The following is a 21,627-nucleotide window of genomic DNA, read 5'->3' on the forward strand; positions in this document are numbered from 1 at the left end:
GCTTAAGCGGAACTTGGGCGGGACCTGAGCGTCGAAAGTGATTTCAAGGAATGGGCGTGAACTTCAATTCGCTCAAGGGGACGACCTTGTCTTCACGAACCATCTTGTATTCGGTGTTGGGTCCCAGCCACTTGTTCCATAGCTGGTTGATCTCGCCTGCCTTGTCCATGGCCAGCAACGCCTCATTCACCTTGGCCAGCAGCACCGGTTCGCCCTTCTTCATACCCACGCCGATCGGCTGGTAGGTCATTGGCTCGGCGATCATCTTCAGCTCGATGCCACCGCTCTTCGACTGATTCACCAGCTTCGTGACCGTCATCGTGTTGGACACGATGCCCAAGGCCTTGCCCTGCTGCACAGCCATATAGGCAGAGCCCGTATCCTGGAAGGTCACCGGCTCCGACCCGTTCATCTTGATCGACAACTCGGAGGTCGAACCTTTGGCCGCCGCCAGGCGCTTTCCCTTGTAGTCGGCCTTGCTCGTGCCCGGATCGCTAGCCTTCACAGCCAACATCTCCTTGGCGAGGTAGTAAGGATCGCTGAACTGGATCTGCTCCGCGCGACCGAGCGTGTAAGCCAGGTTCGCCACCGTCACGTCGACCCGGCCCATCTTGACTTCGGGCACGCGTGCCTCGACCGACAACGGGGTGATCTTGGCTACCACACCCAGGCGCTTGGCCAGCGCCTGGCACATCTCGACGTCAAAGCCCACCATCTCCCGGGTTTTCGGATCCGGTGCCGCGAATGGAGGCACATCGGCGAAGGTGCCACAACGCAACTCCTTGTTCTTCTGTATCTCCGCCCATTGGTCGGCCAAGGCCGCAAAAGGAGCGGTTCCCAAGCAGGCGAGGAAAGCCAGGCGTGCAGCGGTGGAATAGACCGACATATCAGACTCCTAAATATTAGGGAACAGGGATGATTCAATGCGAGCGCAGGTCCGACAAAAAGCGTTTTGCGCGAGGGTGTTGCGGGTCACGAAAGAAGGCATTCGGCTCGGCGACTTCAAGGATGGAACCGGCGTCCATGAACCACACGCGGTCGGCGACCTCTCGTGCGAAGTTCATTTCGTGCGTCACGCACATCATGGTCATGCCTTCGTTTGCCAGACTACGCATCACGGCCAGCACCTCGCCGACCATCTCTGGGTCAAGCGCGCTGGTTGGTTCGTCGAACAGCATGGCGGGTGGTTCCATCGCCAGGGCCCGCGCAATGGCCACGCGCTGCTGCTGGCCACCAGAGAGCTGCGTCGGATAGGCGTCTGCCTTGTTTGCCAGGCCAACCCGCTCCAGCAGCTGCATCGCCTTGTCCCGAGCCTCGGCGCGACGGACCCCGCGTACTCGCATGGGTGACAGTACGATGTTCTCGAGCACCGAAAGATGGGGAAAGAGGTTGAAGCTCTGAAACACAAAGCCGATATGGCTGCGCACCTTGTTGAGCGCATCGCTACTCATTGGCGCATGCACGTCATTCCCGTCGAACAGTATCTGGCCGGACCTGATTTCCTCCAACCGGTTAACCGTGCGGATGAGCGTTGATTTTCCAGAGCCAGAAGGCCCGCAGACCACAACGACTTCGCCCTTCTTGACCTCCGCGTTGATATTGTTCAAGGCACAGTAGTCGCCGTACCATTTGCAGACATTAGAGAACTTGATCATGTCGATGACTCAATTGGTGAGCACTTATGGTTCAACGGCCAACGGCTGAGGAGCAATGGATGCCAGGGTCGAGCCTTTCCCTGCCCGCTTGGTCGCGATTCGAAGCTCCAGTTCCCGAGCAGCACGCGTCAAGCTCCAGCACACGACGAAATAAATCACCGCCAGCAGGAAGAAGACATGGAAGGGCTTGGTCAGCAGCGCATTGTTGATCTGATTTGCCGCAAAGGTCAGCTCTGGCACATTGATCACGTAGCCGAGCGTTGTTTCCTTAATAGTCGAGACGAACTGCGCCAGCATGCTCGGCAGCATGTTGTAAAGCGCTTGCGGAAGGATCACCAGCCGCATGGCCCCAAGGTAGCTATGTCCCAAAGCCCGCGCCGCCTCCATCTGCCCTTTCGGCAGTGCCTCGATACCTGCGCGCACCACCTCGCAAAGGTAGGCTCCCTCGTAGATGACCAGCGTGCACAGCATCGTGGTAAAGCCTGAAACGTTGCGCCCGATCAGCAGTGGCACGAGGAAGTACACCCACAGGATGATCATCAGCAGAGGCACTCCCCGCACCACATACACCAGCGCGGTGGCCGGTGCACGGAGCCAGCGCCAGGGCGACAGCCGCGCCAGCGCCAGCAGCACGCTCAGCGGAAACGCCAGCAGGATGCCGAGCACCGACAGAATCAGCGTGCAAGCGATCCCGCCCAGGGGTCCATTCGGGTACTGGCCAATCAGCAGCAGCAACCAGTTTTCCCGCAGGATGTCGATCAGTGTCGTCATGGTTCATCTCCCTGCCACGACGCGGAAGCGGCGGGCCAACCAAGCACCGGCGGCCATGATCAGGAGCGAGAAGGCCAGATACATGATCGTCGCAAGAAGGTAGGATTCGAAGGCGCGGAAACTGGTGTTCTCGATCTCCTTGACCGCATGGGTCATCTCCGACACGCCGATGGCCATCGCCAGGCTACTGTTCTTGAAGAGCGAAACGCTGTGGTTGATCAATGCCGGCAGTGCGTTGCGCACAGCCTGCGGCATCAGCACATAGCGCATGGCGCCAAGAAAGCTGTTGCCGAGTGCCCGGGCTGCCTCCTCCTGTCCCGGGGGGATTGCGCGAAGGCCGGAGCGCAGGTCCTCGCTAAAGTAGGCTGCCTGGCACAAGCCTAGTGCGAGGATGGAAAACAAGACCTCGGCGTGATGCTCCCCAACCCACGTCTGCATCGGGTCCGGCAGCAGGCTGGAGATGCCGAAGTACCAGAGCATCAGCTGGACCAGCGTCGGCACGTTACAGTGGTACGAGACATAGCCCGCAACAAAGCGCTCCGCCAGCCGGCTGGGCGTCAGTCGCAGCGTCAGTAACAGGAAGGCCAGCGCCATCGCCAGCGCCCAAGAGCCGCCGGCAATCAACAGCGTCATTTTTACGCCCTCAATCAGCATACGGCTGAACTCGGGGTTCAGCAGGATCGCCATCAGATCGAAGCCATGCATGATTCAGCCCCGTTCAGTCTTGCAGTGGTTCGGGGCGCATCGTAGAGAGGCCACCGGGCACCTGCAGCGTCGGAGTGATCTCCATGTGCCCGATATTGACGGCGACCGGCGCGGCAATGGCAAAGGCGATTGCGTCGGCGATATCGGCGGCCTGCGGCAGCTCGAAGCCCTTGACGAAGCGCTCATAGGTTTCGGCACTATCGCCATGCACATGGGCGAAGATGTCGGTGGCGACGCGCCCCGGGCAGATCTCGGTGACACGCACGCGCTTGCCGTAGGCATCAATGCGCAATTGCCGCGACAGCATGCTCACCGCTGCTTTGGTGGCGTGGTAGGTAGAGTTACCTCCGAAGTTATACGCACCGGCAATCGAGCTGATGTTGACCACATGGCCGCGATCGCGCGCTACCATGCCCGGAAGCACCAGCCGGCACAGATGCAGGACCGCCCGCAGGTTCACGTCCACCAGGAGATCGATGCCATCGGCATCCGCGTTGAGCAAGGAGCCAGGGCGATCCACGCCAGCATTGTTGACCAGGACGTCGAAGCTCACCTCCTTCGCTAGTCTTGTAATGCCGGCCAGGTCAGTCACGTCGATCGCATGCGGGATGCAGCCCGTACGCTCAGCCAGGGCGGCGAGCGCGTCTGCGCCACGAGCCAGGGCATGCACCTGCAGGCCTTCGCGACACAAACGTTCGACGACGGCCGCACCAATGCCGGAAGAAGCGCCAGTGACCAAGGCAGTTTTGTAGTCGGAGAAAGGCATATGAATCCTGTACGATGGCTTGATGTCAATTTATCGAGCGCCGGCCTTTTACGCCAAGATGGAATGTCTTTGGCGAGATAGGACCCTCTTATGTCGGGGTAACCCTAATACGAAGCCCAGATACTACTAGCTGGAAATGCGGCCGAAAAAGCAGGATGACCAGCTGTGCCGCTGCAAAATAACGCACCATTGTCGTGCGGCCATGCATAGTCAGGCGAGCCAAAATGGTGAAGACTTGGTGACCCGGACAGATCGCGATCTGTAGATGTCGGTCCGGGCCTGCGCCACTCCTGGCCATGCCCTGAAATGGCGTGGGCCTGACGCTATTCAGCGTTGGCCACCTATCAATACTGTTTAGATGTTGGTGCACCGGGAACGTGCGCGAGCTGCCGCGAGATCGGCACGATGCGCCCGCCAAGGGACTCGATTTCTTCTCGCAAACGTAGTGTGAGCGCAACAGCCCCCGGCGTGTCCCCATGGACAAGGATGGAGCGCGGCCGCATCGGCAACGCGTTGCCGGTGTGCGTCACGACCGTGCCTTCCGTCAACAGGCGCCGCACGCGGGCCAGTACCCGCTCTTCGTCGTGGATCACCGCATCGGGCAGGGCCCGGCTGACGAGCAGGCCCTGGTCGTCGTAAGCGCGGTCTGCGAGGAAACTGACGGCGACGGGCAAGCCGAGGCTGGCGGCCGCACCTTCGATCGCCTGGCTGCTGGAAGTGCTGATAATGAGGCTTGAATCAAAAGCCGCTACTGCCTCCAGAAGTGGAGCGGCCCACGCCGGATCGGCTGCTGCCTTGTTGCCGAGAGCGCCATGGAAACTCATGTGTGTCATCCGACCGCCCTGTGCGCGGGCGATGCCTGCCAATGCGCCGAGCTGGTACGTGACCATCGCTGCGAGCTCCGGCAGATCGATCTGCATCAGTCGCCGCCCGAAACCCTGCCGGTCGGGGAAGCCCACATGGGCGCCCACGTCGACGCCACGCTGGAGCGCAAGGCGCACGGTACGGTCCATGATGAGCGGGTCACCGGCGTGGAAGCCACACGCCACGTTGGCCGAAGAAATCAGCGACATCAGCGCCTCGTCGTCGCCCATGCGCCAAGGGCCAAAGCCCTCGCCCAGATCGGCATTGAGATCAATTTCCATGTAAACCCCTAGTCAGGTAGCACCTAGCACCACGAGCGGCGTGCCCCAGCCCACCACCGCGCCATCGGGCTCCGGAATATCCAGCACCACCGCCTCGCGCGGGGCCGTCACCGGCAGCAGCAGCGGCCCGATCTGCAACAGACCCACCGCCTGCGACGCGCGCACCGCGGTGCCCACGGCAGCGAGCGGGGCGCTGCGCTGGGGGTGGCGGTGACGGTACACACCTACGGAGCCAGCACGCACGATTTCAGGCGACACGGGACTACCGGCCGCTGTCGGCGTCGGCGTCGGCAACGTGACGATCTCCTGCACGGTGGCGCCTTCGCGCCGCAGGTGGAGATGGACGCCCGGGCCTTGCAGATCGAGCTCGGCAATATCGGTTGCCGCAAGCCATGCGCAGAGCTGGCGAATATGTTCGGATTCCATCTCAGCGCCCTCCCGTCACGCTGTGCAGGCCCACCAGGCGCCGTACATCGGCTAGCCATCCCTCGACTTCATCCAAGGCGGCAACCGCCTCATCCCACGTGGTTTCGACAAAGCGCACCTGGCTGCCTATCGGCGCCTGCCCCAGCCGCCACAGGTCAGCCTCGATCACGGTGCCCAGCTTGGGGTAGCCGCCCGAGGGCTGGGCGTCGCGCATCTGCACGATGGGCTGCCCGCCGGGCGGTACCTGGATGACGCCGGGCACAATGCCATGCGAGCGCATTTCGACCGGTTGGCGCGCCGCCAACGACGGGCCGGCAAGCCGATACCCGTAACGGTCGCTCTGCGCGGTGATTTTCCAGGGCTCGGACCAGAAGCTGCGCTGCGATGCTTCGGTATAGAGCCCATACTCTGCGGCAGGCAGCACGCGCATCGCCGCAGCGCCGTCCACCAGCAGCGGCAAGCAGAAAGCCGGCGGCACCAGGCCGATGCCGGCGCTGCCAGCCCCCTTGCCAAGCCCCGGCGAGACTGCCTGCAGCACGTCGCCGCGCTTCAGCGCACGCCCATCGAGGCCGCCGAAGGCACCGCGCAATTGGGTGCTGCGTGACCCCAGGGCTACCGGCACGTCTACGCCGCCAGCCAGACAAAGATAGGCCCGGCAGGCGGGGATGGGACCAAGCTGCGGCACCCCCAGGCGCAGGGTCTGTCCGGCCCTGGCCTCATGCACCCACCACGGCAGCAGCGGCTGATCGTCGAGTTGCGCGGCACAATCCGCACCGGTCAGCGCGAAACGGCAGTCCTGTGTAAAGCGCGCGACGAATGGGAAGACCGGCACTTCGATGCCTGCCGCCCCCTCGTCGTTGCCCAGCAGGAGGTTGCCGGCGGCCAGCGCAAGCGGGTCCATTGCCCCCGAAGTGCCGACTCCCCAACGGAGCGCACCCAGGCGGCCCAGATCCTGGACGGTGGCCAGCGCGCTGGCAGAGAGGATCTCGATCATCGAATCACCTTCTCGACACGAAAGCGCAGTACATCCCCCGGCTGCAGCAACGCGGGCGGGTTCTTCTGCGGGTCAAAGAAACACATCTCGGAGCTCCCTATGGTGTTCCAGCCACTAGGTCCATCGGAGGCCGAAACGCCTGTCTGTGCCCCGCCGATGGACACCGCGCCGCCGGGAATGCTCAAGACAGGCACCTTGCGTCGCGGCGTGGCAATGCGGGGATCCATGCCGCCGAGGTAGCAGTAGCCGGGATGGCTGCCAAGCGCAAAGACGTGATAGAGCGGCGCGCTGTGGCGCTCGACGATCTCATCCACAGACAGACCCGTGTGGTTCACCACGTCGGCCATATGCGGGCCCGGTGCGCCGCCATAGATCACTGGCAGCTCGATCAGGCGCCCGTCGCGAGCCAGGGGCCTGACGGCAAGCCAAGCCTCGCGCAGACGGGTTTCGATTTCCACCAGTCTTGACGGCGGGCGCACGAAGCTCAACATCAGGTTATTCATGCCGGGTACGGCTTCGCGCACCTCGGGCCATGTTTCGGCCTCCTGCGCCAGCGCCCACAGGCGTTGCTGGGTCGCCAGGCTCAACTCGCCTGGCGCCTCGAACAGCAAGGCAGTGGTGCCCAGGAGGCTGATGGTCCCCGTTTCGATGGTCATGCTCAAGATCCTTCAATGCGTCTCGGCAGGCCGCGCGGCGCGCGCCTGCAGCCAACGTTCCAGGTGGTGGATGTCGACCCCACCCTTTTCAAAATCCTCGTCCCGAACGATTTCCCGGTGCATGGGCAAGTTAGTGGCGATGCCTCCCACCTGCATCTCGTCCAGTGCCAGGCGCATGCGGGCCAGCGCATCCTCGCGAGTGGCGCCATGCACGATGAGCTTTGCAATCATCGAGTCGTAGTGGGCTGGCACGCGATAGCCGGGGCCGGCATGACTGTCAACGCGTACGCCATAGCCGCCAGGCAACTGCCAGTCGATGATTTTCCCGGGCGCGGGGGCGAAACTCTCCGGGTGCTCCGCATTGATGCGGCACTCCAGCGCATGCCCCCGGCAAGCCACCTGGGCCTGTGGCAGTGTGAGGCGCTCCCCGCGTGCCACGCGGATCTGCTGTTGGACGATGTCGATGCCGGAGGTCATTTCGGTGACCGGGTGCTCGACCTGCAGCCGGGTGTTCATCTCGATGAAATAGAATGCCCCGTTCTCGTAAAGAAACTCGAAGGTACCGACGCCGCAGTAGCCAATCTGCCGGCAGGCCGCGGCGCAACGCTCGCCGACCGCTGCGATCAGCGAGGGATCGATGCCAGGTGCCGGCGCCTCTTCCAGGACTTTCTGGTGCCGGCGCTGCAGCGAGCAGTCTCGGCTGCCAAGCCATAGCGCCTGGTTGTGGCCATCGGCCAGTACCTGGATTTCAACGTGGCGCGGGTGGGTCAGGAACTTCTCGATATATACCTCCGGATTGCCGAAGGCACGGCGCGCCTCTTCGCGCGTCAGTGCCAGCGCATCCAGCAGTCCCGTCTCTTGAAGCACGACCCGCATGCCACGTCCGCCGCCACCACCCGCTGCCTTGACAATGACGGGGTAACCGATATCGCGCGCGATCGCCAACACTTCGGTCGGGTCCTCGGGAAGGGACGTGTCGGGACCCGGTACGCAGGGCACACCGGCTTCGCGCATTGCGCGTTTGGCACTTACCTTGTCACCCATCGTGCGGATACAAGCGGCGCTGGGGCCGATGAAAGTGAGACCTGCTTCAGTCACACGTTCGACGAAGCCGGCGTTTTCGGACAGGAATCCATAGCCCGGATGGATGGCCTGGGCGCCACTGACGCGCGCCGCTGCCAGCAGCGCTGCCTGGTTAAGGTAACTATGGGTGGGCGACGCTGGGCCAATGCACAGGGCCTGGTCGGCCTGACGCACGTAGACGGCTTCGCGATCCGCCTCCGAATACACGGCCACCGTGCGTAAGCCCAGCCCGCGACAGGCGCGCTGGATACGCAAGGCAATCTCCCCGCGATTGGCAATCAAGACAGTGTCAAACATGGCGGACCTCGGCGCTCAAGCGAATCGGATCAAGGGTTGGCCGGCCTCCACTTCCTTCCCGGACGCAACCAGCACGGTCTCGACCGTGCCATCGCGTTCGGCGAGCACGGCATTGAAGACCTTCATCGCTTCGATGACGCACACGGTCTGGCCGGCCTCCACGGCCTGGCCCGGCTGCACGAACGCCGGCTCGTCGGGCGCGGGCCGCAGGTGCACGATGCCGAAAAGTGGAGCCAGCAATTCATGTCCCTCCGGTACGGGAGAAACAGGCTCGGAGGGCCGGGAGGGCTGCCCCAGTGGCCGCGGCTGCGTACAAGGAAGGGTCGGTGGGGGAGCGGGATCACCGCTAGCTCCCCCGGAAATATGCCGCGCCAGGCGCAACGTCCATCCATGCTGACTGAAGCTCATCTCGGCCATGTCGGAGGCCGCCATGACGTCGATGAGCTGTTTGATGTGCGTGAGATCCATGTGCGTTCACTTCATAGCTGTTGGTGAACACAGTATCGGCCTCTGCCCTTCAGTACCAAGACGGTTTGTCTGTGCCCCGATAGGAACGTCTTATGACGCCTCCCGGTTCTCCGCCCGGTCGCAGAGAAGCAGGTTGCCCGCCAGCCCCGCCACCAATTCCAGCAGAATCTCCTTAATTGCCTGGGCTGGCTCGGACAGTGGCTGGTGGCCAGACTGGCACAGCGCCAAGGGCGCCTCGATCACCGGCTCGACGATGCGGCACTGCCAGGCATCGCAGGACATCGCCACCTCGCGCGCCATTGAGGCAGGCAGGATGGTCGCCCCCAGCCCGTCTGCGACAATCGCCTTCAGCGTGCTGGCCGATTCGATTTCAGCCAGCACGCGCGGCGCCATGCCGATCGCATTGAACGCTTCATCGACCAGCCTGCGCACCACGTTGTAAGGTCGCGCCAGGTACAGATCGATGTCCCCGAGCATAGGCAGCGGCACCTCATCCGGCGGCGCCGGCATGCTTTCGGGGCCGACGACATAGAGCGGCTCCTTCAGCAGCGGCAGGAACGAGAGCCCATGGACAGGCGTCTTGCCGCCATAGAGCACCGCCATGTCCATGCGTCCGTTCATGATCAGTTCCGACAGCGTGCTGCCGTAACTCTCATTCAGGTAAAGCAGGATCCCCGGGTGGCGGGCCCGGACCGTACGCAGCAACGGCAAAGCCAGCGCCGCCGCGGCGGTGCCGGGCGCCAACCCCACCGAGACCGCGCCCGAGAGGCCCTGTCCGGCCGTCTTCATCTCCACCTTTGCCTGATCGACCTGGCGCAGGATCGCCTGGGCGTGCCGGTACAGCACTTTGCCCGCTTCGGTGGGAATCACACCTTGTTTGGTGCGCAGCAGCAATTGCTGGCGCACCTCGCCTTCCAGCGTTGCCATTTGCTGGCTCAGGGAGGGCTGAGCGACATGAAGCAGATCGGCCGCCTGCGTCACACTGCCGATGTCGACAATCTTTACGAAATACCTCAATCGCCTGAAGTTCAAGTTACCTCCTTTCCGGGGGGACCTACAGCCCATTGTCTTCTTGCGCCGCAAGCGCTGAAACCAGGAGATTAGGGCATTGGCGGGCCCCGCACCTATAGGTGTTTCCTATCTGGACATACTGGAGTCATCTTGGCCTTCTGCGGCCGCCGCGGCTACTGTTGCGCTTACCCTCCTTAATCGCAGCAAGGAACCCTCGTGAAACCGTCCCGTATCGCCGCACGTGTCAGGCGCATCAAACCCTCCCCCAGCACCTCCGCAGCGGACCGTGCCAACGAGTTGCGCCGCCAGGGCAAGTCCATCGTCAACCTTGTGGTCGGCGAACCTGACTTCGACACGCCGGAACACATCCGCCAAGCCGCAGTGCGGGCCATCGAGCAGGGCGCGACCCGCTATACGCTGATGGCCGGCACGGTGGAGTTGCGTCAGGCCATCGTCGACAAGCTTGCACGCGAGAATGACCTGCAATACGCGATGAACGAGATCATCGCCACCAACGGCGCCAAGAGCGCGATCTACAGCGCCTTGGCGATCACCCTGGAAGCGGGTGACGACGTACTGATCCCCGCCCCGTACTGGGTCTCCTATCCCGATATGGTGCTTGCCTGCGACGGGATCCCGGTCACGCTGGCGTGCGCGGAAGACCAAGGGTTCAAGCTGACGCCGGCCCAGTTGGAAGGCGCCATTACCGAGCGCACTCGCTGGCTCATCCTCAATTCGCCGAGCAATCCGACCGGCGCCAGCTATACCCTGGCCGAGTATCGGGCGCTGGCCGATGTACTGGCCCGCCACCCGGACGTGCTGGTGATGACGGACGACATCTACGAGCATATCCGTTTCGACGCAGTGCGCACGCCCCACCTGCTCAATGCGGCCCCTGAACTGCGCGAGCGCACGCTGGCCATCAATGGCGTTTCCAAGACCTACGCGATGACGGGCTGGCGGCTCGGCTGGGTGGCCGGTCCACGCGACCTGATCCAGGCGCTCGACACGTTTCTGTCGCAATCGGCCGGAAACTGCTGTTCGATCAGCCAGGCCGCCGCGGCGGCGGCCTTGAACGGCGGCCAACGCTTCGTCACCGAGAGCGTGGCAGTCTACAAACAGCGCCGCGACCAGACACTCGCCCGCATCAACGAAATCCCCGGGCTGAGCTGCCGCGCGCCGGATGGGGCATTCTATCTCTACGTCAACTGCGGCGGACTGATCGGCAAGACCACACCGGACGGCAAGCAGCTGCATGGCGATGCCGACGTCGTCATGTACCTGCTCGAGCGCGAGGGGGTGGCGCTCGTCGCCGGGACGGCCTATGGCCTTTCGCCCTACTTCCGCCTGTCGATCGCCACCGCCCTAGACACGCTCGAAGAGGGCTGTCGCCGCATCGAGCGTGCAGTCCTGGCCCTGTCCTGACCTACCAGAGAACGCCATGAGTACCTACAAAGCCATCCGCAAGAACCCCTCTGCCCCCCAGGCTGACGCCGCCCTGCTCGCTGCCTTGCGGGAACTGCCGGTTGCTGCGCTCAGCGACAGCATGCATCGCAACACGGGCACAGTCGGCCTTCAGCCCTTCCACAAAGCGGTCGCGGCCACGATGGCCGGCACTGCGGTGACCGCGCGATCGCGCGGCGGCGACAACCTCACCTACCTGCGAGCACTTGAGTTCTGCCGGCCTGGTGACGTGCTGGTGATCGACGCCGGTGGCGACCTGCAGAACGCCGTCGTCGGCGGCATCCTCTCCAACTATGCGGCCAGCATCGGCGTGGTCGGGGTGGTGGTCGATGGCGCGGTACGGGATGTCGCCGAGCTGCGGGAGCGCGAGTTCCCGGTCTACGCGCGCGGCGTCACCCATCGCGGCCCGTACAAGGACGGGCCAGGCGAGATCAACGTACCGGTATCGGTCGGCGGCATGGTTGTCCGCCCGGGGGACGTACTGGTGGGCGACCAGGATGGCCTGCTTGCCATACCGCCCGGGGACGTGCCGCTGCTGATTGAAAAAGCCCGCGCCGTACTCGCCGCCGAAGCCGAAACCATACGCGCCATGAAGGAAGGCCGCTGGGACCGCAGTTTCATCGATGCGCTGGAAGCCCGGTGCAACAACTGACCGTTATAGAACATGGAGACCCACATGCGCCCTTCCGTCCTCGTCACCCGAGCGACCTTTCCCGACATCGCTGACCGGCTGCGCGAACATTTCGAAGTCACGGCCAATGCGGCCGACACGGTCTGGACCCCGGCCGAATTGATCGCGCAGCTACAAGGAAAGCAAGGCGTGATGAGCACTGGCAGCGAGCGCATCGACGCGGCGCTGCTTGACGCCTGTCCTGGACTCAAGGCGGTTTGCAACGTGGGGGTAGGCTACAACAATGTCGACGTGGCCGCCTGCACCGCGCGGGGCGTGCTGGTCACCAACACGCCGGACGTGCTCACGGAAACCACCGCGGACTTCGGCTTTGCGCTGATGCTCGCCACCGCCCGGCGCATCACCGAGTCCGAGCGTTTCGTGCGGCGGGGCGAATGGCAAAAGACGGGAATCTACGACCAGATGGTCGGCAACGACGTTCATGGAGCCACCCTGGGCATTCTCGGCATGGGGCGGATCGGCCAGGCCATCGCCAGGCGCGCCGCATTGGGCTTTGACATGCAGGTGATCTATCACAATCGCTCGCCGCTTGCTCCCGAGGCGGAGGCCAGGGTACATGCCCGCTACGTAGACAAGGCCACCCTGTTGAGAGAAGCCGACCATCTCCTCCTGGTGCTCCCCTACTCGCCGGCGGCACATCACGCGATTGGCGCAGCCGAGCTTGCCCAGATGAAGCCTACCGCAACGCTGACGAACATTGCCCGCGGCGGTATCGTCGACGACGAAGCCCTGGCACAGGCACTGCGCCAAGGCACGATCGCAGCGGCGGGGCTTGATGTCTTCGAAGGCGAGCCTCGGATCCACCCGGATCTGCTGACCGTGCCCAATGTCGTGCTGACCCCGCACATTGGCAGCGCCTCGGTAAGCACGCGTCGGGCCATGGCCGCGCTGACCGTGGACAACCTGATCGCTGCCCTCGGCCGCGGGCCTCGGGCTGGCCAGCCGCCGACGCCGGTGAACCCGCAGGTTCTTCAGCAGTAGAGGTTGCCATGCCGATCAATAAGCTACTGGTGATGGGGGTCGCAGGCTGCGGCAAGTCGACGCTGGCTGCGCAGTTGGCCAAGGCGATGGACGCTGAATGGATCGAAGGCGACGACCACCATCCCGAGCACAACAAGGCGAAGATGCGCCAGGGCACTGCCTTGCAGGATGCCGACCGTGAGCCCTGGCTGGACAAGCTGGCAACCTTGCTGGCCGCAGCGCCCGGCGATGCCATCCTCACCTGCTCCGCCCTTAAGCGCTGCTACCGCGAACGGCTGCGAGAAGCGGTGCCGCACCTGCGCATAGTGCACGTCGACATCACACTCTCGGAAGCGATTGCACGGGTGTCCGCGCGCAAAGGGCATCTGTTTCAGCCGAGCTCGGTGGTCAGCCAGTTCGCCATCCTGGAAGCACCGGCAGGGGAACCTGGTGTGCTTCAAATCCCGGCTGACCAGCCGCTCGATGCGCAAGTCAGGCAGGTGCTGCGCTGGCTCACCGAAGAAACCGCAAGGCAAGACAAATGATGAACCCGGATCTCAAGATGTTTGACCTGAGTGGCCGCACCGCCCTGGTTACCGGCGCAAGCAGCGGCATTGGCCTGGCGCTGGCCGGGGGCCTGGCTCGCGCCGGCGCACGGCTGGTACTCAATGCCCGCCGGAAAGACAAGCTGGACCAGGCAGCCGAAAGCCTGCGAGCGCTAGGTGCCGACGTCCGCACGGTCTCGTTCGACGTGACGCAGAGCACGGCAGTGGCCGAGGGCATCGCGTCGGTGGAAGCCGATGTGGGACCCATCGACATCCTCGTCAACAACGCTGGCATGCAGCGCCGCGCGCCGTTGGAGCAGTTTGAAGAAGCCCACTGGCACGAGTTGATGAAAACCAATGTCGACAGCGTTTTCCTTGTCGGACAGGCAGTGGCTCGGCACATGATCCCGCGCGGCCGCGGCAAGATCATCAACATCTGCTCGGTGCAGAGCGAACTGGGGCGCCCCGGGATCGCCCCCTACACCGCCAGCAAGGGCGCGGTGAAGATGCTCACGAAAGGCATGGCGATTGACTGGGGCCCTTACGGAATTCAGGTCAACGGCCTGGGCCCGGGCTATTTCAAAACGGAGCTGACCCAGGCCTTGGTGGATAACGCGGAGTTCACCGCCTGGCTCGTGGGGCGCACGCCGTCGCGCCGGTGGGGCGACGTTGAAGACCTCATTGGCGCGGCCGTATTCCTGGCGAGCAATGCCTCCGATTTTGTCAACGGCCACATTCTCTACGTCGACGGCGGCGTGACCGCCACTCTGTAACTCACTGGAATTCATCATGGACGCTCTTGTCATCCACGGCGCCAACGATCTGCGCATCGAAGACGTTGCCACCCCCGATGTGCAGCCGCACGAGATACGCGTGCATGTCCGCTTTGGCGGCATCTGCGGCTCGGACCTGCACTACTACAACCACGGTGGCTTTGGCACCGTGCGTGTTAGCGAACCGATGGTGCTCGGCCATGAGGTAGCCGGCCGCATAGACGAAGTCGGGCAAAACGTGCGCAACCACGCCAAGGGGGATCGCGTCGCGATCAGCCCAAGCCGCCCCTGCGGCCTGTGCCAATACTGCCAGCAGGGCTTGCAGAATCATTGCCTGGATATGCGCTACTACGGCAGTGCCATGCGCACGCCGCATGTACAAGGTGCATTCCGCCGTGAGATCGTCATCGAGGAAAGCCAGGCCCATCGCCTTGCCGATTCGCTGAGCGACCAGGAGGGTGCAATGGCCGAGCCCCTGTCGGTGGCGCTGCACGCTGTTCGCCGCGCCGGTCCGCTGCTGGGCAAGCGCGTCCTCGTGACCGGCTGCGGCCCCATTGGAGCATTGATCGTGGTGGCGGCAAGGCGGGCTGGCGCGGCGGAAATCATCGTCACGGACATGGGTGCCTATCCTCTGCAGGCCGCCCTTGCGGTGGGCGCCGACGTGACGCTCAATGTCGCCGAACAACCCGAATCACTTAAGCCGTACACGGTCGACAAGGGTCAGATCGACGTGCTGTTCGAGGCCAGTGGCAACGAACGGGCGTTACGTGGCGCCATCGACGCCATGCGTCCCCGAGGCATCATCGTGCAAGTGGGCTTGGGCGGCGAGATGACTTTGCCCATCAATGCCATTGTCGCAAAGGAACTGGATCTGCGCGGCGCCTTCCGATTCCATGAAGAGTTTGCGATGGCCGTCGAACTGCTGAACAAGGGACTGGTCGACGTGAAACCGCTGATCTCCGCCACCGTGCCGTACCAGGATGCAGGGCGCGCATTTGCGTTGGCGGCTGACCGCACGCAGGCGATGAAAGTCCTGCTGGACTTCCAATAACACCACCTCGGATGCGCCGGCAGCGGCGTCGATCCTGAGTTCCCTCCCTGGAGACTTGGATGTTGATAGGCATTCCGCTGCAAACCGCGGAGGGCGAGACTCGTGTCGCCCTCACGCCGGAGACAGCAAAGAAACTGAAGGCGCATGGCCACGTGCTGCGTGTGCAGACTCGCGCAGGCTGCGGGGCCTCGATCCCCGATCTGGCCTATGAGTCCGTTGGCTGCGAAATCACCGATGCGGCCGGTGCATTCGGCTCCAACCTGGTGCTGACCGTTCGCCCGCCCGCGCCGGCAGACCTGACCCTGATGAAGCCAAGTGCCGTACTGGTAGGCATGCTCGATCCCTTCAACAAGGACAATCTTGCTCGTCTGGCCGCGGCCGGCCTCACCAGCTTCGCGTTGGAAGCGGCACCGCGCACCACCCGGGCACAGAGCATGGACGTGCTCTCATCGCAGGCCAACATCGCCGGATACAAAGCCGTCATGATGGCTGCCGATCGCTACCAGCGCTTCTTCCCGATGCTGATGACGGCTGCGGGGACTGTAAAGGCAGCCCGAGTGGTAGTCCTTGGCGTCGGCGTGGCCGGCCTGCAGGCCATCGCCACAGCCAAGCGCCTTGGCGCGGTGGTCGAAGCTTCGGATGTCCGGCCCTCGGTGAAGGAACAGGTTGAGTCGCTGGGTGCCAAGTTCATCGAGGTTCCCTACGAGACAGCGGAGGAGCGGGAAGCCGCCGAAGGTGTGGGCGGCTATGCCCGGCCCATGCCGCCCTCGTGGCTCGAGCGCCAGAAGGTAGAGGTCGCCAAGCGAGTCACCCAGGCCGACGTGGTGATCTCCACTGCGCTGATCCCAGGGCGAGCCGCGCCGATACTGATCACCGAGGAAATGGTGCAAGGCATGAAACAGGGCTCGCTGATTGTAGACATCGCCGCTGGCAAAGGCGCGGATGGCGTGAGCGGAAACTGCCCACTCACCGAAGCGGGCAAGACGGTGGTCAAACATGGCGTGACCATCGTAGGCGAGACGAACCTGCCCGCACTCGTGGCCGCCGATGCATCGGCCTTGTACGCCCGCAACGTGCTCGACTTCCTGAAACTGATTCTGCCCAAGGACGGGGCACTCACAATCGATGAAAGCGACGACATCGTCGCCGCCTGCCTGGTCACAAAGGGCGGAACGATACTGAGAACCTGAGGAGCAACACTATGGAAGCGGTCTCGCACACCATCATCAATCTCACCACCTTCGTGTTGGCCGTCTACGTTGGCTACCACGTGGTATGGAACGTCACGCCAGCCTTGCACACACCACTGATGGCCGTGACCAACGCCATCTCCGCCATCGTGATTGTCGGCGCCATGCTGGCCGCCGCCCTCACCGAGACCACGCTGGGCAAGGCCATGGGAGTACTTGCCGTCGCCTTGGCCGCCGTCAATGTCTTCGGCGGCTTCCTGGTAACACGCCGGATGCTGGAGATGTTCAAAAAGAAGGACAAGAAGCCTGCGGCTTCTAGAGAGAGGGCCAAGTGAACTTGGATTTCATCAGTCTGAACGTGGTTACCCTGCTCTACCTGGTAGCCAGCGTCTTCTTTATCCAGGCCCTGAAGGGCTTGAGCCACCCCACTACTTCGATCCGCGGAAACCGCTTCGGTATGACCGGGATGGCCATTGCCGTGCTCACAACCGGCACATTGATCCTCAAGCTTGCCGGGGGGAATCCGCTAGGCCTCGGCTATGTACTGCTTGGGCTGGTGATCGGGGGCGGTGCCGGCGCATTCATGGCCCAGCGTGTCGAGATGACCAGGATGCCAGAGTTGGTGGCCTTCATGCATAGCATGATCGGTCTCGCGGCTGTATTCATCGCGGTGGCTGCTGTTGCCGAACCGTACGCTTTCGGCATTTCGCCCAAGGGTCAGGCGATTCCGACCGGCAACCGGATGGAACTCTTCCTTGGGGCTGCGATCGGCGCGATCACCTTCTCCGGTTCGGTCATCGCCTTCGGCAAGCTTTCCGGCAAGTACAAGTTTCGCCTGTTCCAGGGCGCCCCGGTGCAGTTCGCGGGCCAGCACATGCTCAACCTGGTGCTGGGCCTAACCACCATCGGCCTGGGTGTCATGTTCATCGGCTCCGAGAGTTGGCCGGCGTTCATCGCAATGCTCGCATTGGCCTTCCTTATGGGCGTGTTGATCATCATTCCGATCGGCGGCGCCGACATGCCGGTCGTGGTGTCGATGCTCAACAGCTATTCGGGCTGGGCGGCCGCGGGCATCGGCTTCAGCCTGAACAACAGCATGCTGATTATCGCGGGTTCGCTAGTGGGCAGCTCCGGCGCGATCCTGAGTTACATCATGTGCAAGGCGATGAACCGCTCCTTCTTTAATGTGATCCTGGGCGGCTTTGGCGGTGAGGCAAGCAGTGCGCAAGCGGGCACGATCCAGCCGCGTAGCGTCAAGAGCGGCAGCGCCGACGATGCGGCCTTTATCCTGGGCAATGCTGAGACGGTGGTAATCGTACCAGGCTATGGCCTAGCCGTAGCCCGCGCCCAGCACGCGGTCAAGGAACTGGCCGAGAAGCTCACGCACAAGGGCATCACGGTAAAGTACGCCATCCATCCCGTGGCAGGGCGCATGCCCGGCCACATGAACGTGCTACTGGCTGAGGCTGAGGTGCCTTACGACCAGGTGTTCGAGATGGAGGACATCAACAGCGAATTCGGCCAGGCCGATGTGGCAATCATCCTGGGCGCCAACGACGTGGTGAACCCCGCGGCACAGCAGAAGGGCAGCTCGATCTACGGCATGCCCATTCTGGAAGCCTACAAGGCGAAAACCATTATCGTTAACAAGCGATCGATGGCCGCCGGCTATGCGGGCCTGGATAACGAACTGTTTTATCTGGATAAGACCATGATGGTTTTCGGCGACGCCAAGAAAGTGGTCGAGGACATGGGCAAGGCCGTGGAGTAGCTGCGCTACGGACTCTCGCGCAAGCATAAGCCGACACTATTTCCCCATAGGCACGTCGTCTTGGTCAGCAAAGGCGGCAAGGCGTTTAATTTCAAACAAGGCAAGTCACTTTGCTTTCTCGGCGCGGTCGCCAACACCGTCGCGGCACTGAAGTAGAGCGAACACGGACAGTCGCAGGTGCGCACTGCGACTAGCGGGCTTCCAATCCTATTGGCCAGACACTCCGTATGTCAGCCACCCTTGCGCGCAAGGCGGCTGGGAGCGGATTCATGCGTCCGGCAACCGAGCATCACAACAATGGCATGTAGCACACTGAAAGGGAGTGAAAATGAAAAAAACGCTTATGACCGCCGCTGTTCTCGGGACCATTTCCGGCGCGGCGCACTCGCAAAGCAGCGTGTCGCTATACGGCGTCATCGACGTCGGCATACGCTACAACACGCATCAAAATGCCGCCGGCGACAGCAAGATCGGCATGGGCAACGGCGGCCCGCTGTCGGGCAGCCGTTGGGGCATGATCGGCACCGAAGACCTGGGCGGCGGCAATAAGGCACTCTTCCAGCTCGAGTCCGGATTCACACCGGGCACTGGGGCGACCCAGCAATCGACACCGTCCGGCAATGCGCGCCTGTTCGGCCGAACCGCGCTCGTCGGCCTCTCGTCGCCAACCTACGGCGACATCACGCTGGGCCGTCAATACACGCTGGTCCACGAGATGGCGTTCCTCCATGACGTGTACGCCTTGTCAAACTATGTCGGCACACTCGGCTTCCAGGGCGCGGGACTTACCGGCGGCGGCCGGCTGGACAACACCGTACGCTATGCGTCTCCCACCTTCGGTGGCTTCAGCGTCAAGGGCGCCTACACGTTCGGCGAAATCGCTGGTAACGCCAAACGGTTCTCGTCTCCCGGCGTGGCGGCTTCCTACGACAATGGCCCACTGAGCGTCGGCGCGGCGTTCCAGATCATCAACAATATCGGCGGGCTTACGCCGGCGACGACCGCCTATGGCAGCACGTACTTCGGCATCCTGATCCCCGACAGCACCCAAAAGGTATTCACCGTAGGCGCGACCTACAAGCTCGGCGCGACCAAGCTATACGCATCCTACATCTATAGCAACGTCTACCCGGCGGGCTACCGGAACGATTCGTTCTCCGTGGCGGTGAGCTACCCGCTGACTCCCTCGCTTGAGCTGAAACTGCCCGTCTACGTGGATTTGCTCAAGAACGGCGGAAAGAACGGCACGCGCATCACCGGTGGCCCGTTGCTGGACTACAGCTTCAGCAAGCGCACCGATGTCTACGCGGGCGTCGACTATACAAAACTGACGGGAGCGTGGCGAACGCTGGCGGGTACACCGGGATTCACGCTGCCGGTCAGCGGACGCGATTCCGTGTTCGAAGCCACAGTCGGCTTGCGGCATAAATTCTGAGCAAACGATGGCATGGCACCGGCGTTCACGCCGGCGCCATGCCATCCATGAATTTTGGTTCGACTTGAGATTCCTCATGAACGCTGTTTTCCTCAGTACTTTCGGACAAGCAGCCTGCTTCCGATAATCTGACTAGTAGTACGTACCAGTCTTGGCTTAGCCTGGGGATAGGTGCTTCTCAGAGCCATGGGATAGCGGCGATTGCGATACCTAATTCGCCGCTCATCCGCAGAGCCGTAGTCAACGATAAATGCCGCCTAGTTCAGTGGCAATCCACGCGAGTGACAGGGCGGATACCTTCGAAAAAAAAGGAGTTCCGCAGGGGCAGGTCTGCTACAAGATCTTGCCCGGGTTCATCAAGCCTTGTGGGTCGAGCGCCTGCTTGACTCGACGCATCACGTCCAGCTCGGCCTGGGTCTTGTACAGCGCCATCTCGTGGCGCTTGAGCTGGCCGATGCCGTGCTCCGCGCTGATGCTGCCGCGCATCGCGGTCACGGCGTCATGGAGCAACTTGTTGACGGCATCGGTCTCGTGCTGCCACGCGTCGGGCCCGACCCCAGCAGGTGCGCTGACGTTGAAGTGCAGGTTGCCGTCGCCCAAGTGCCCGTAGACGATGGGCCGCGCACCGGGAAACGCCTGCTGCAACGCTGGCAGCATCTGCTCCACGAAGGCGGGAATGCGCGAGATCGGCAGCGAGACATCGTGCTTGATGTTGCTGCCGTCCATCTGCTGGGCATGCGTGATGTTCTCGCGCAGCATCCAGAACGTCTGGCTCTGCGCCAGGTTGCCAGCCAGTACTACGTCGGCCAGATGGCCTTCTTCCAGGCAGGTCATCAACGCGGCCTGTATCGCATCCTGCAGCGCTTCATAGCTGCCGCTATCCGCGGCCTTCATCAGCACATACCAGGGCCAGTCGCTCTCCAGAAAGCGTGGCGTATCGGGAAAATACTCGCGCACCAGGGTGGTTGCTGGCCCTGAGATCAGTTCAAAAGCGGTAAAGCGCTCTCCTAGGTGGCGCCGCATGGCCCCCAACAGGTGCACTGCCTGGGTCAGCGATTCCATTCCTGCGAAGGCAACCACCTCAGCGCTTGGCGCCGGAAACAGCTTCACGGTAGCTGCCGTGATGATGCCCAGTGTTCCCTCCGAGCCGATGAAAAGCTGCTTGAGATCGTAGCCGGTATTGTCCTTGCGCAGCCCGCGCAGCAAATCCAGCAATTCGCCATCCGGCAGGACGACTTCCAGGCCTAATACCAGCTCGCGCATATTGCCGTAGCGCAGCACCTGGATACCGCCGGCATTGGTAGCAATATTGCCGCCGATCTGGCAGGAGCCTTCCGCACCCAGTGACAACGGGAATAGGCGTCCCACTGCCACCGCCTGTTCCTGCAGGCCCTGCAAAATGCATCCGGCCTCCACTGTCGCAGTATTGTTCTCGGGATCAATTTCGCGCACGCGGTTCAGCCGGCCGAGCTGCAATACAGCCTGGCGCCCTTCAGGGTCAGGTACCGAAGCTCCGCACAGGCCGGTGTTCCCACCTTGCGGCACCAATGCGACCCCAGTACGCGCGGCCAGCCGTACAATTGCCTGTACCTCCTCCGTGCTTCGAGGACGCAGTACGGCTAGCGCACGCCCGTGGTACTTGCCGCGCCAGTCCCGGACGTACGCAGTGAGATCATCGCCGCGCTCTTCGGAGAGGACATGGGCCTCTCCGATCAGTGCGCGCGCTTCAGCCAGCCAGGATTGAGGATCGAAAGACATGGGGCTTCCTCA

The 21,627-nt window shown here is 62.9% G+C and carries 23 protein-coding genes; 10 read left to right on the forward strand and 13 right to left on the reverse strand.

Annotated elements, in window-relative coordinates:
- Window positions 1–43: 43 nt before the first annotated feature.
- From AC07XB_RS35255 to nac, 12 genes are all read right to left on the reverse strand, one after another.
- Window positions 44–886, reverse strand: coding sequence for an ABC transporter substrate-binding protein (locus AC07XB_RS35255; protein ID WP_492831997.1), 843 nt, complete (start codon window positions 884–886; stop codon window positions 44–46).
- Window positions 887–920: 34 nt separating this feature from the next.
- Window positions 921–1,655: an amino acid ABC transporter ATP-binding protein gene (locus AC07XB_RS35260; RefSeq protein WP_492831999.1), complete on the reverse strand. Its 735-nt coding sequence runs from the start codon at window positions 1,653–1,655 to the stop codon at window positions 921–923.
- A 24-nt stretch (window positions 1,656–1,679) separates the two neighbouring features.
- Window positions 1,680–2,426 (reverse strand): amino acid ABC transporter permease, encoded by a 747-nt coding sequence (locus tag AC07XB_RS35265; RefSeq protein WP_492832001.1) that lies wholly within the window; start codon window positions 2,424–2,426, stop codon window positions 1,680–1,682.
- 3 nt (window positions 2,427–2,429) lie between these two features.
- Window positions 2,430–3,131 carry an amino acid ABC transporter permease gene (locus AC07XB_RS35270; protein WP_492832003.1) on the reverse strand — a complete coding sequence of 234 codons (702 nt, stop codon included), beginning with the start codon at window positions 3,129–3,131 and terminating at the stop codon, window positions 2,430–2,432.
- Window positions 3,132–3,144: 13 nt separating this feature from the next.
- Window positions 3,145–3,897, reverse strand: a complete 753-nt coding sequence (locus AC07XB_RS35275; RefSeq protein ID WP_492832005.1) for an SDR family oxidoreductase — start codon at window positions 3,895–3,897, stop codon at window positions 3,145–3,147.
- 344 nt (window positions 3,898–4,241) lie between these two features.
- Window positions 4,242–5,042: a LamB/YcsF family protein gene (locus tag AC07XB_RS35280; protein ID WP_492832007.1), complete on the reverse strand. Its 801-nt coding sequence runs from the start codon at window positions 5,040–5,042 to the stop codon at window positions 4,242–4,244.
- 12 nt (window positions 5,043–5,054) lie between these two features.
- Window positions 5,055–5,468 carry an acetyl-CoA carboxylase biotin carboxyl carrier protein gene (locus AC07XB_RS35285; RefSeq protein WP_492832009.1) on the reverse strand — a complete coding sequence of 138 codons (414 nt, stop codon included), beginning with the start codon at window positions 5,466–5,468 and terminating at the stop codon, window positions 5,055–5,057.
- Window position 5,469: 1 nt separating this feature from the next.
- Window positions 5,470–6,462, reverse strand: coding sequence for a 5-oxoprolinase subunit C family protein (locus tag AC07XB_RS35290; RefSeq protein ID WP_492832011.1), 993 nt, complete (start codon window positions 6,460–6,462; stop codon window positions 5,470–5,472).
- Window positions 6,459–7,118 carry a 5-oxoprolinase subunit PxpB gene (gene pxpB, locus AC07XB_RS35295; protein ID WP_492832012.1) on the reverse strand — a complete coding sequence of 220 codons (660 nt, stop codon included), beginning with the start codon at window positions 7,116–7,118 and terminating at the stop codon, window positions 6,459–6,461. Before pxpB ends, AC07XB_RS35290 begins: the two co-directional genes overlap by 4 nt.
- A 12-nt stretch (window positions 7,119–7,130) precedes the next feature.
- Complete coding sequence (gene accC / locus AC07XB_RS35300; RefSeq protein WP_492832014.1) at window positions 7,131–8,498, reverse strand: acetyl-CoA carboxylase biotin carboxylase subunit; 1,368 nt, start codon at window positions 8,496–8,498, stop codon at window positions 7,131–7,133.
- A 15-nt stretch (window positions 8,499–8,513) separates the two neighbouring features.
- On the reverse strand, window positions 8,514–8,966 hold the full coding sequence (locus AC07XB_RS35305) for an acetyl-CoA carboxylase biotin carboxyl carrier protein (RefSeq protein WP_492832016.1): 453 nt from the start codon (window positions 8,964–8,966) through the stop codon (window positions 8,514–8,516).
- Between the two features lie 90 nt (window positions 8,967–9,056).
- Window positions 9,057–9,998, reverse strand: a complete 942-nt coding sequence (gene nac, locus AC07XB_RS35310) for a nitrogen assimilation transcriptional regulator NAC (protein ID WP_400095387.1) — start codon at window positions 9,996–9,998, stop codon at window positions 9,057–9,059.
- 195 nt (window positions 9,999–10,193) lie between these two features.
- On the opposite strand from nac, the gene AC07XB_RS35315 reads away from it, so the two are divergent.
- The 10 genes from AC07XB_RS35315 to AC07XB_RS35360 all read left to right on the forward strand — a co-directional run bounded on the left by AC07XB_RS35315 (window position 10,194) and on the right by AC07XB_RS35360 (window position 19,857).
- Entirely contained in the window at window positions 10,194–11,402 is a 1,209-nt protein-coding gene (locus tag AC07XB_RS35315; protein ID WP_492832018.1) for an aspartate transaminase, read from the forward strand.
- A gap of 16 nt (window positions 11,403–11,418) precedes the next feature.
- Window positions 11,419–12,093, forward strand: a complete 675-nt coding sequence (locus AC07XB_RS35320) for an RraA family protein (protein WP_492832020.1) — start codon at window positions 11,419–11,421, stop codon at window positions 12,091–12,093.
- Window positions 12,094–12,117: 24 nt separating this feature from the next.
- Entirely contained in the window at window positions 12,118–13,113 is a 996-nt protein-coding gene (locus AC07XB_RS35325; protein WP_492832022.1) for a 2-hydroxyacid dehydrogenase, read from the forward strand.
- Between the two features lie 8 nt (window positions 13,114–13,121).
- Window positions 13,122–13,637 (forward strand): gluconokinase, encoded by a 516-nt coding sequence (locus AC07XB_RS35330; RefSeq protein ID WP_492832024.1) that lies wholly within the window; start codon window positions 13,122–13,124, stop codon window positions 13,635–13,637.
- Window positions 13,637–14,410 carry a glucose 1-dehydrogenase gene (locus tag AC07XB_RS35335; protein WP_492832036.1) on the forward strand — a complete coding sequence of 258 codons (774 nt, stop codon included), beginning with the start codon at window positions 13,637–13,639 and terminating at the stop codon, window positions 14,408–14,410. The genes AC07XB_RS35330 and AC07XB_RS35335 overlap by 1 nt, the downstream gene beginning before the upstream one ends.
- A 16-nt stretch (window positions 14,411–14,426) precedes the next feature.
- The gene (locus AC07XB_RS35340) at window positions 14,427–15,461 is read left to right on the forward strand and encodes an L-idonate 5-dehydrogenase (RefSeq protein ID WP_492832026.1); all 1,035 of its coding nucleotides are present in this window, start codon (window positions 14,427–14,429) and stop codon (window positions 15,459–15,461) included.
- A 59-nt stretch (window positions 15,462–15,520) separates the two neighbouring features.
- Window positions 15,521–16,651: an NAD(P) transhydrogenase subunit alpha gene (locus tag AC07XB_RS35345; RefSeq protein WP_492832028.1), complete on the forward strand. Its 1,131-nt coding sequence runs from the start codon at window positions 15,521–15,523 to the stop codon at window positions 16,649–16,651.
- Between the two features lie 11 nt (window positions 16,652–16,662).
- On the forward strand, window positions 16,663–16,986 hold the full coding sequence (locus tag AC07XB_RS35350; RefSeq protein WP_492832030.1) for an NAD(P) transhydrogenase subunit alpha part 2: 324 nt from the start codon (window positions 16,663–16,665) through the stop codon (window positions 16,984–16,986).
- A gap of 11 nt (window positions 16,987–16,997) precedes the next feature.
- A complete protein-coding gene (locus tag AC07XB_RS35355; RefSeq protein ID WP_492832038.1) occupies window positions 16,998–18,422 on the forward strand; it encodes an NAD(P)(+) transhydrogenase (Re/Si-specific) subunit beta in 1,425 nt (474 codons plus the stop codon).
- A gap of 328 nt (window positions 18,423–18,750) precedes the next feature.
- Window positions 18,751–19,857, forward strand: a complete 1,107-nt coding sequence (locus AC07XB_RS35360; protein ID WP_492832032.1) for a porin — start codon at window positions 18,751–18,753, stop codon at window positions 19,855–19,857.
- Between the two features lie 333 nt (window positions 19,858–20,190).
- On the opposite strand, the gene AC07XB_RS35365 is transcribed toward AC07XB_RS35360, so the two are convergent.
- Window positions 20,191–21,615: an FAD-binding oxidoreductase gene (locus tag AC07XB_RS35365; protein ID WP_492832034.1), complete on the reverse strand. Its 1,425-nt coding sequence runs from the start codon at window positions 21,613–21,615 to the stop codon at window positions 20,191–20,193.
- Window positions 21,616–21,627: the final 12 nt, after the last annotated feature.

This window comes from Cupriavidus sp. GW821-FHT02F09 (genome assembly GCF_059421605.1).

Coding starts and splice junctions, on each gene's coding strand:
- AC07XB_RS35255 (WP_492831997.1), bottom strand. CDS start 886: ATGTCGGTCTATTCCACCGCTGCACGCCTGGCTTTCCTCGCCTGCTTG.
- AC07XB_RS35260 (WP_492831999.1), bottom strand. CDS start 1,655: ATGATCAAGTTCTCTAATGTCTGCAAATGGTACGGCGACTACTGTGCC.
- AC07XB_RS35265 (WP_492832001.1), bottom strand. CDS start 2,426: ATGACGACACTGATCGACATCCTGCGGGAAAACTGGTTGCTGCTGCTG.
- AC07XB_RS35270 (WP_492832003.1), bottom strand. CDS start 3,131: ATGCATGGCTTCGATCTGATGGCGATCCTGCTGAACCCCGAGTTCAGC.
- AC07XB_RS35275 (WP_492832005.1), bottom strand. CDS start 3,897: ATGCCTTTCTCCGACTACAAAACTGCCTTGGTCACTGGCGCTTCTTCC.
- AC07XB_RS35280 (WP_492832007.1), bottom strand. CDS start 5,042: ATGGAAATTGATCTCAATGCCGATCTGGGCGAGGGCTTTGGCCCTTGG.
- AC07XB_RS35285 (WP_492832009.1), bottom strand. CDS start 5,468: ATGGAATCCGAACATATTCGCCAGCTCTGCGCATGGCTTGCGGCAACC.
- AC07XB_RS35290 (WP_492832011.1), bottom strand. CDS start 6,462: ATGATCGAGATCCTCTCTGCCAGCGCGCTGGCCACCGTCCAGGATCTG.
- pxpB (WP_492832012.1), bottom strand. CDS start 7,118: ATGACCATCGAAACGGGGACCATCAGCCTCCTGGGCACCACTGCCTTG.
- accC (WP_492832014.1), bottom strand. CDS start 8,498: ATGTTTGACACTGTCTTGATTGCCAATCGCGGGGAGATTGCCTTGCGT.
- AC07XB_RS35305 (WP_492832016.1), bottom strand. CDS start 8,966: ATGGATCTCACGCACATCAAACAGCTCATCGACGTCATGGCGGCCTCC.
- AC07XB_RS35320 (WP_492832020.1), top strand. CDS start 11,419: ATGAGTACCTACAAAGCCATCCGCAAGAACCCCTCTGCCCCCCAGGCT.
- AC07XB_RS35325 (WP_492832022.1), top strand. CDS start 12,118: ATGCGCCCTTCCGTCCTCGTCACCCGAGCGACCTTTCCCGACATCGCT.
- AC07XB_RS35330 (WP_492832024.1), top strand. CDS start 13,122: ATGCCGATCAATAAGCTACTGGTGATGGGGGTCGCAGGCTGCGGCAAG.
- AC07XB_RS35335 (WP_492832036.1), top strand. CDS start 13,637: ATGAACCCGGATCTCAAGATGTTTGACCTGAGTGGCCGCACCGCCCTG.
- AC07XB_RS35340 (WP_492832026.1), top strand. CDS start 14,427: ATGGACGCTCTTGTCATCCACGGCGCCAACGATCTGCGCATCGAAGAC.
- AC07XB_RS35345 (WP_492832028.1), top strand. CDS start 15,521: ATGTTGATAGGCATTCCGCTGCAAACCGCGGAGGGCGAGACTCGTGTC.
- AC07XB_RS35350 (WP_492832030.1), top strand. CDS start 16,663: ATGGAAGCGGTCTCGCACACCATCATCAATCTCACCACCTTCGTGTTG.
- AC07XB_RS35360 (WP_492832032.1), top strand. CDS start 18,751: ATGAAAAAAACGCTTATGACCGCCGCTGTTCTCGGGACCATTTCCGGC.
- AC07XB_RS35365 (WP_492832034.1), bottom strand. CDS start 21,615: ATGTCTTTCGATCCTCAATCCTGGCTGGCTGAAGCGCGCGCACTGATC.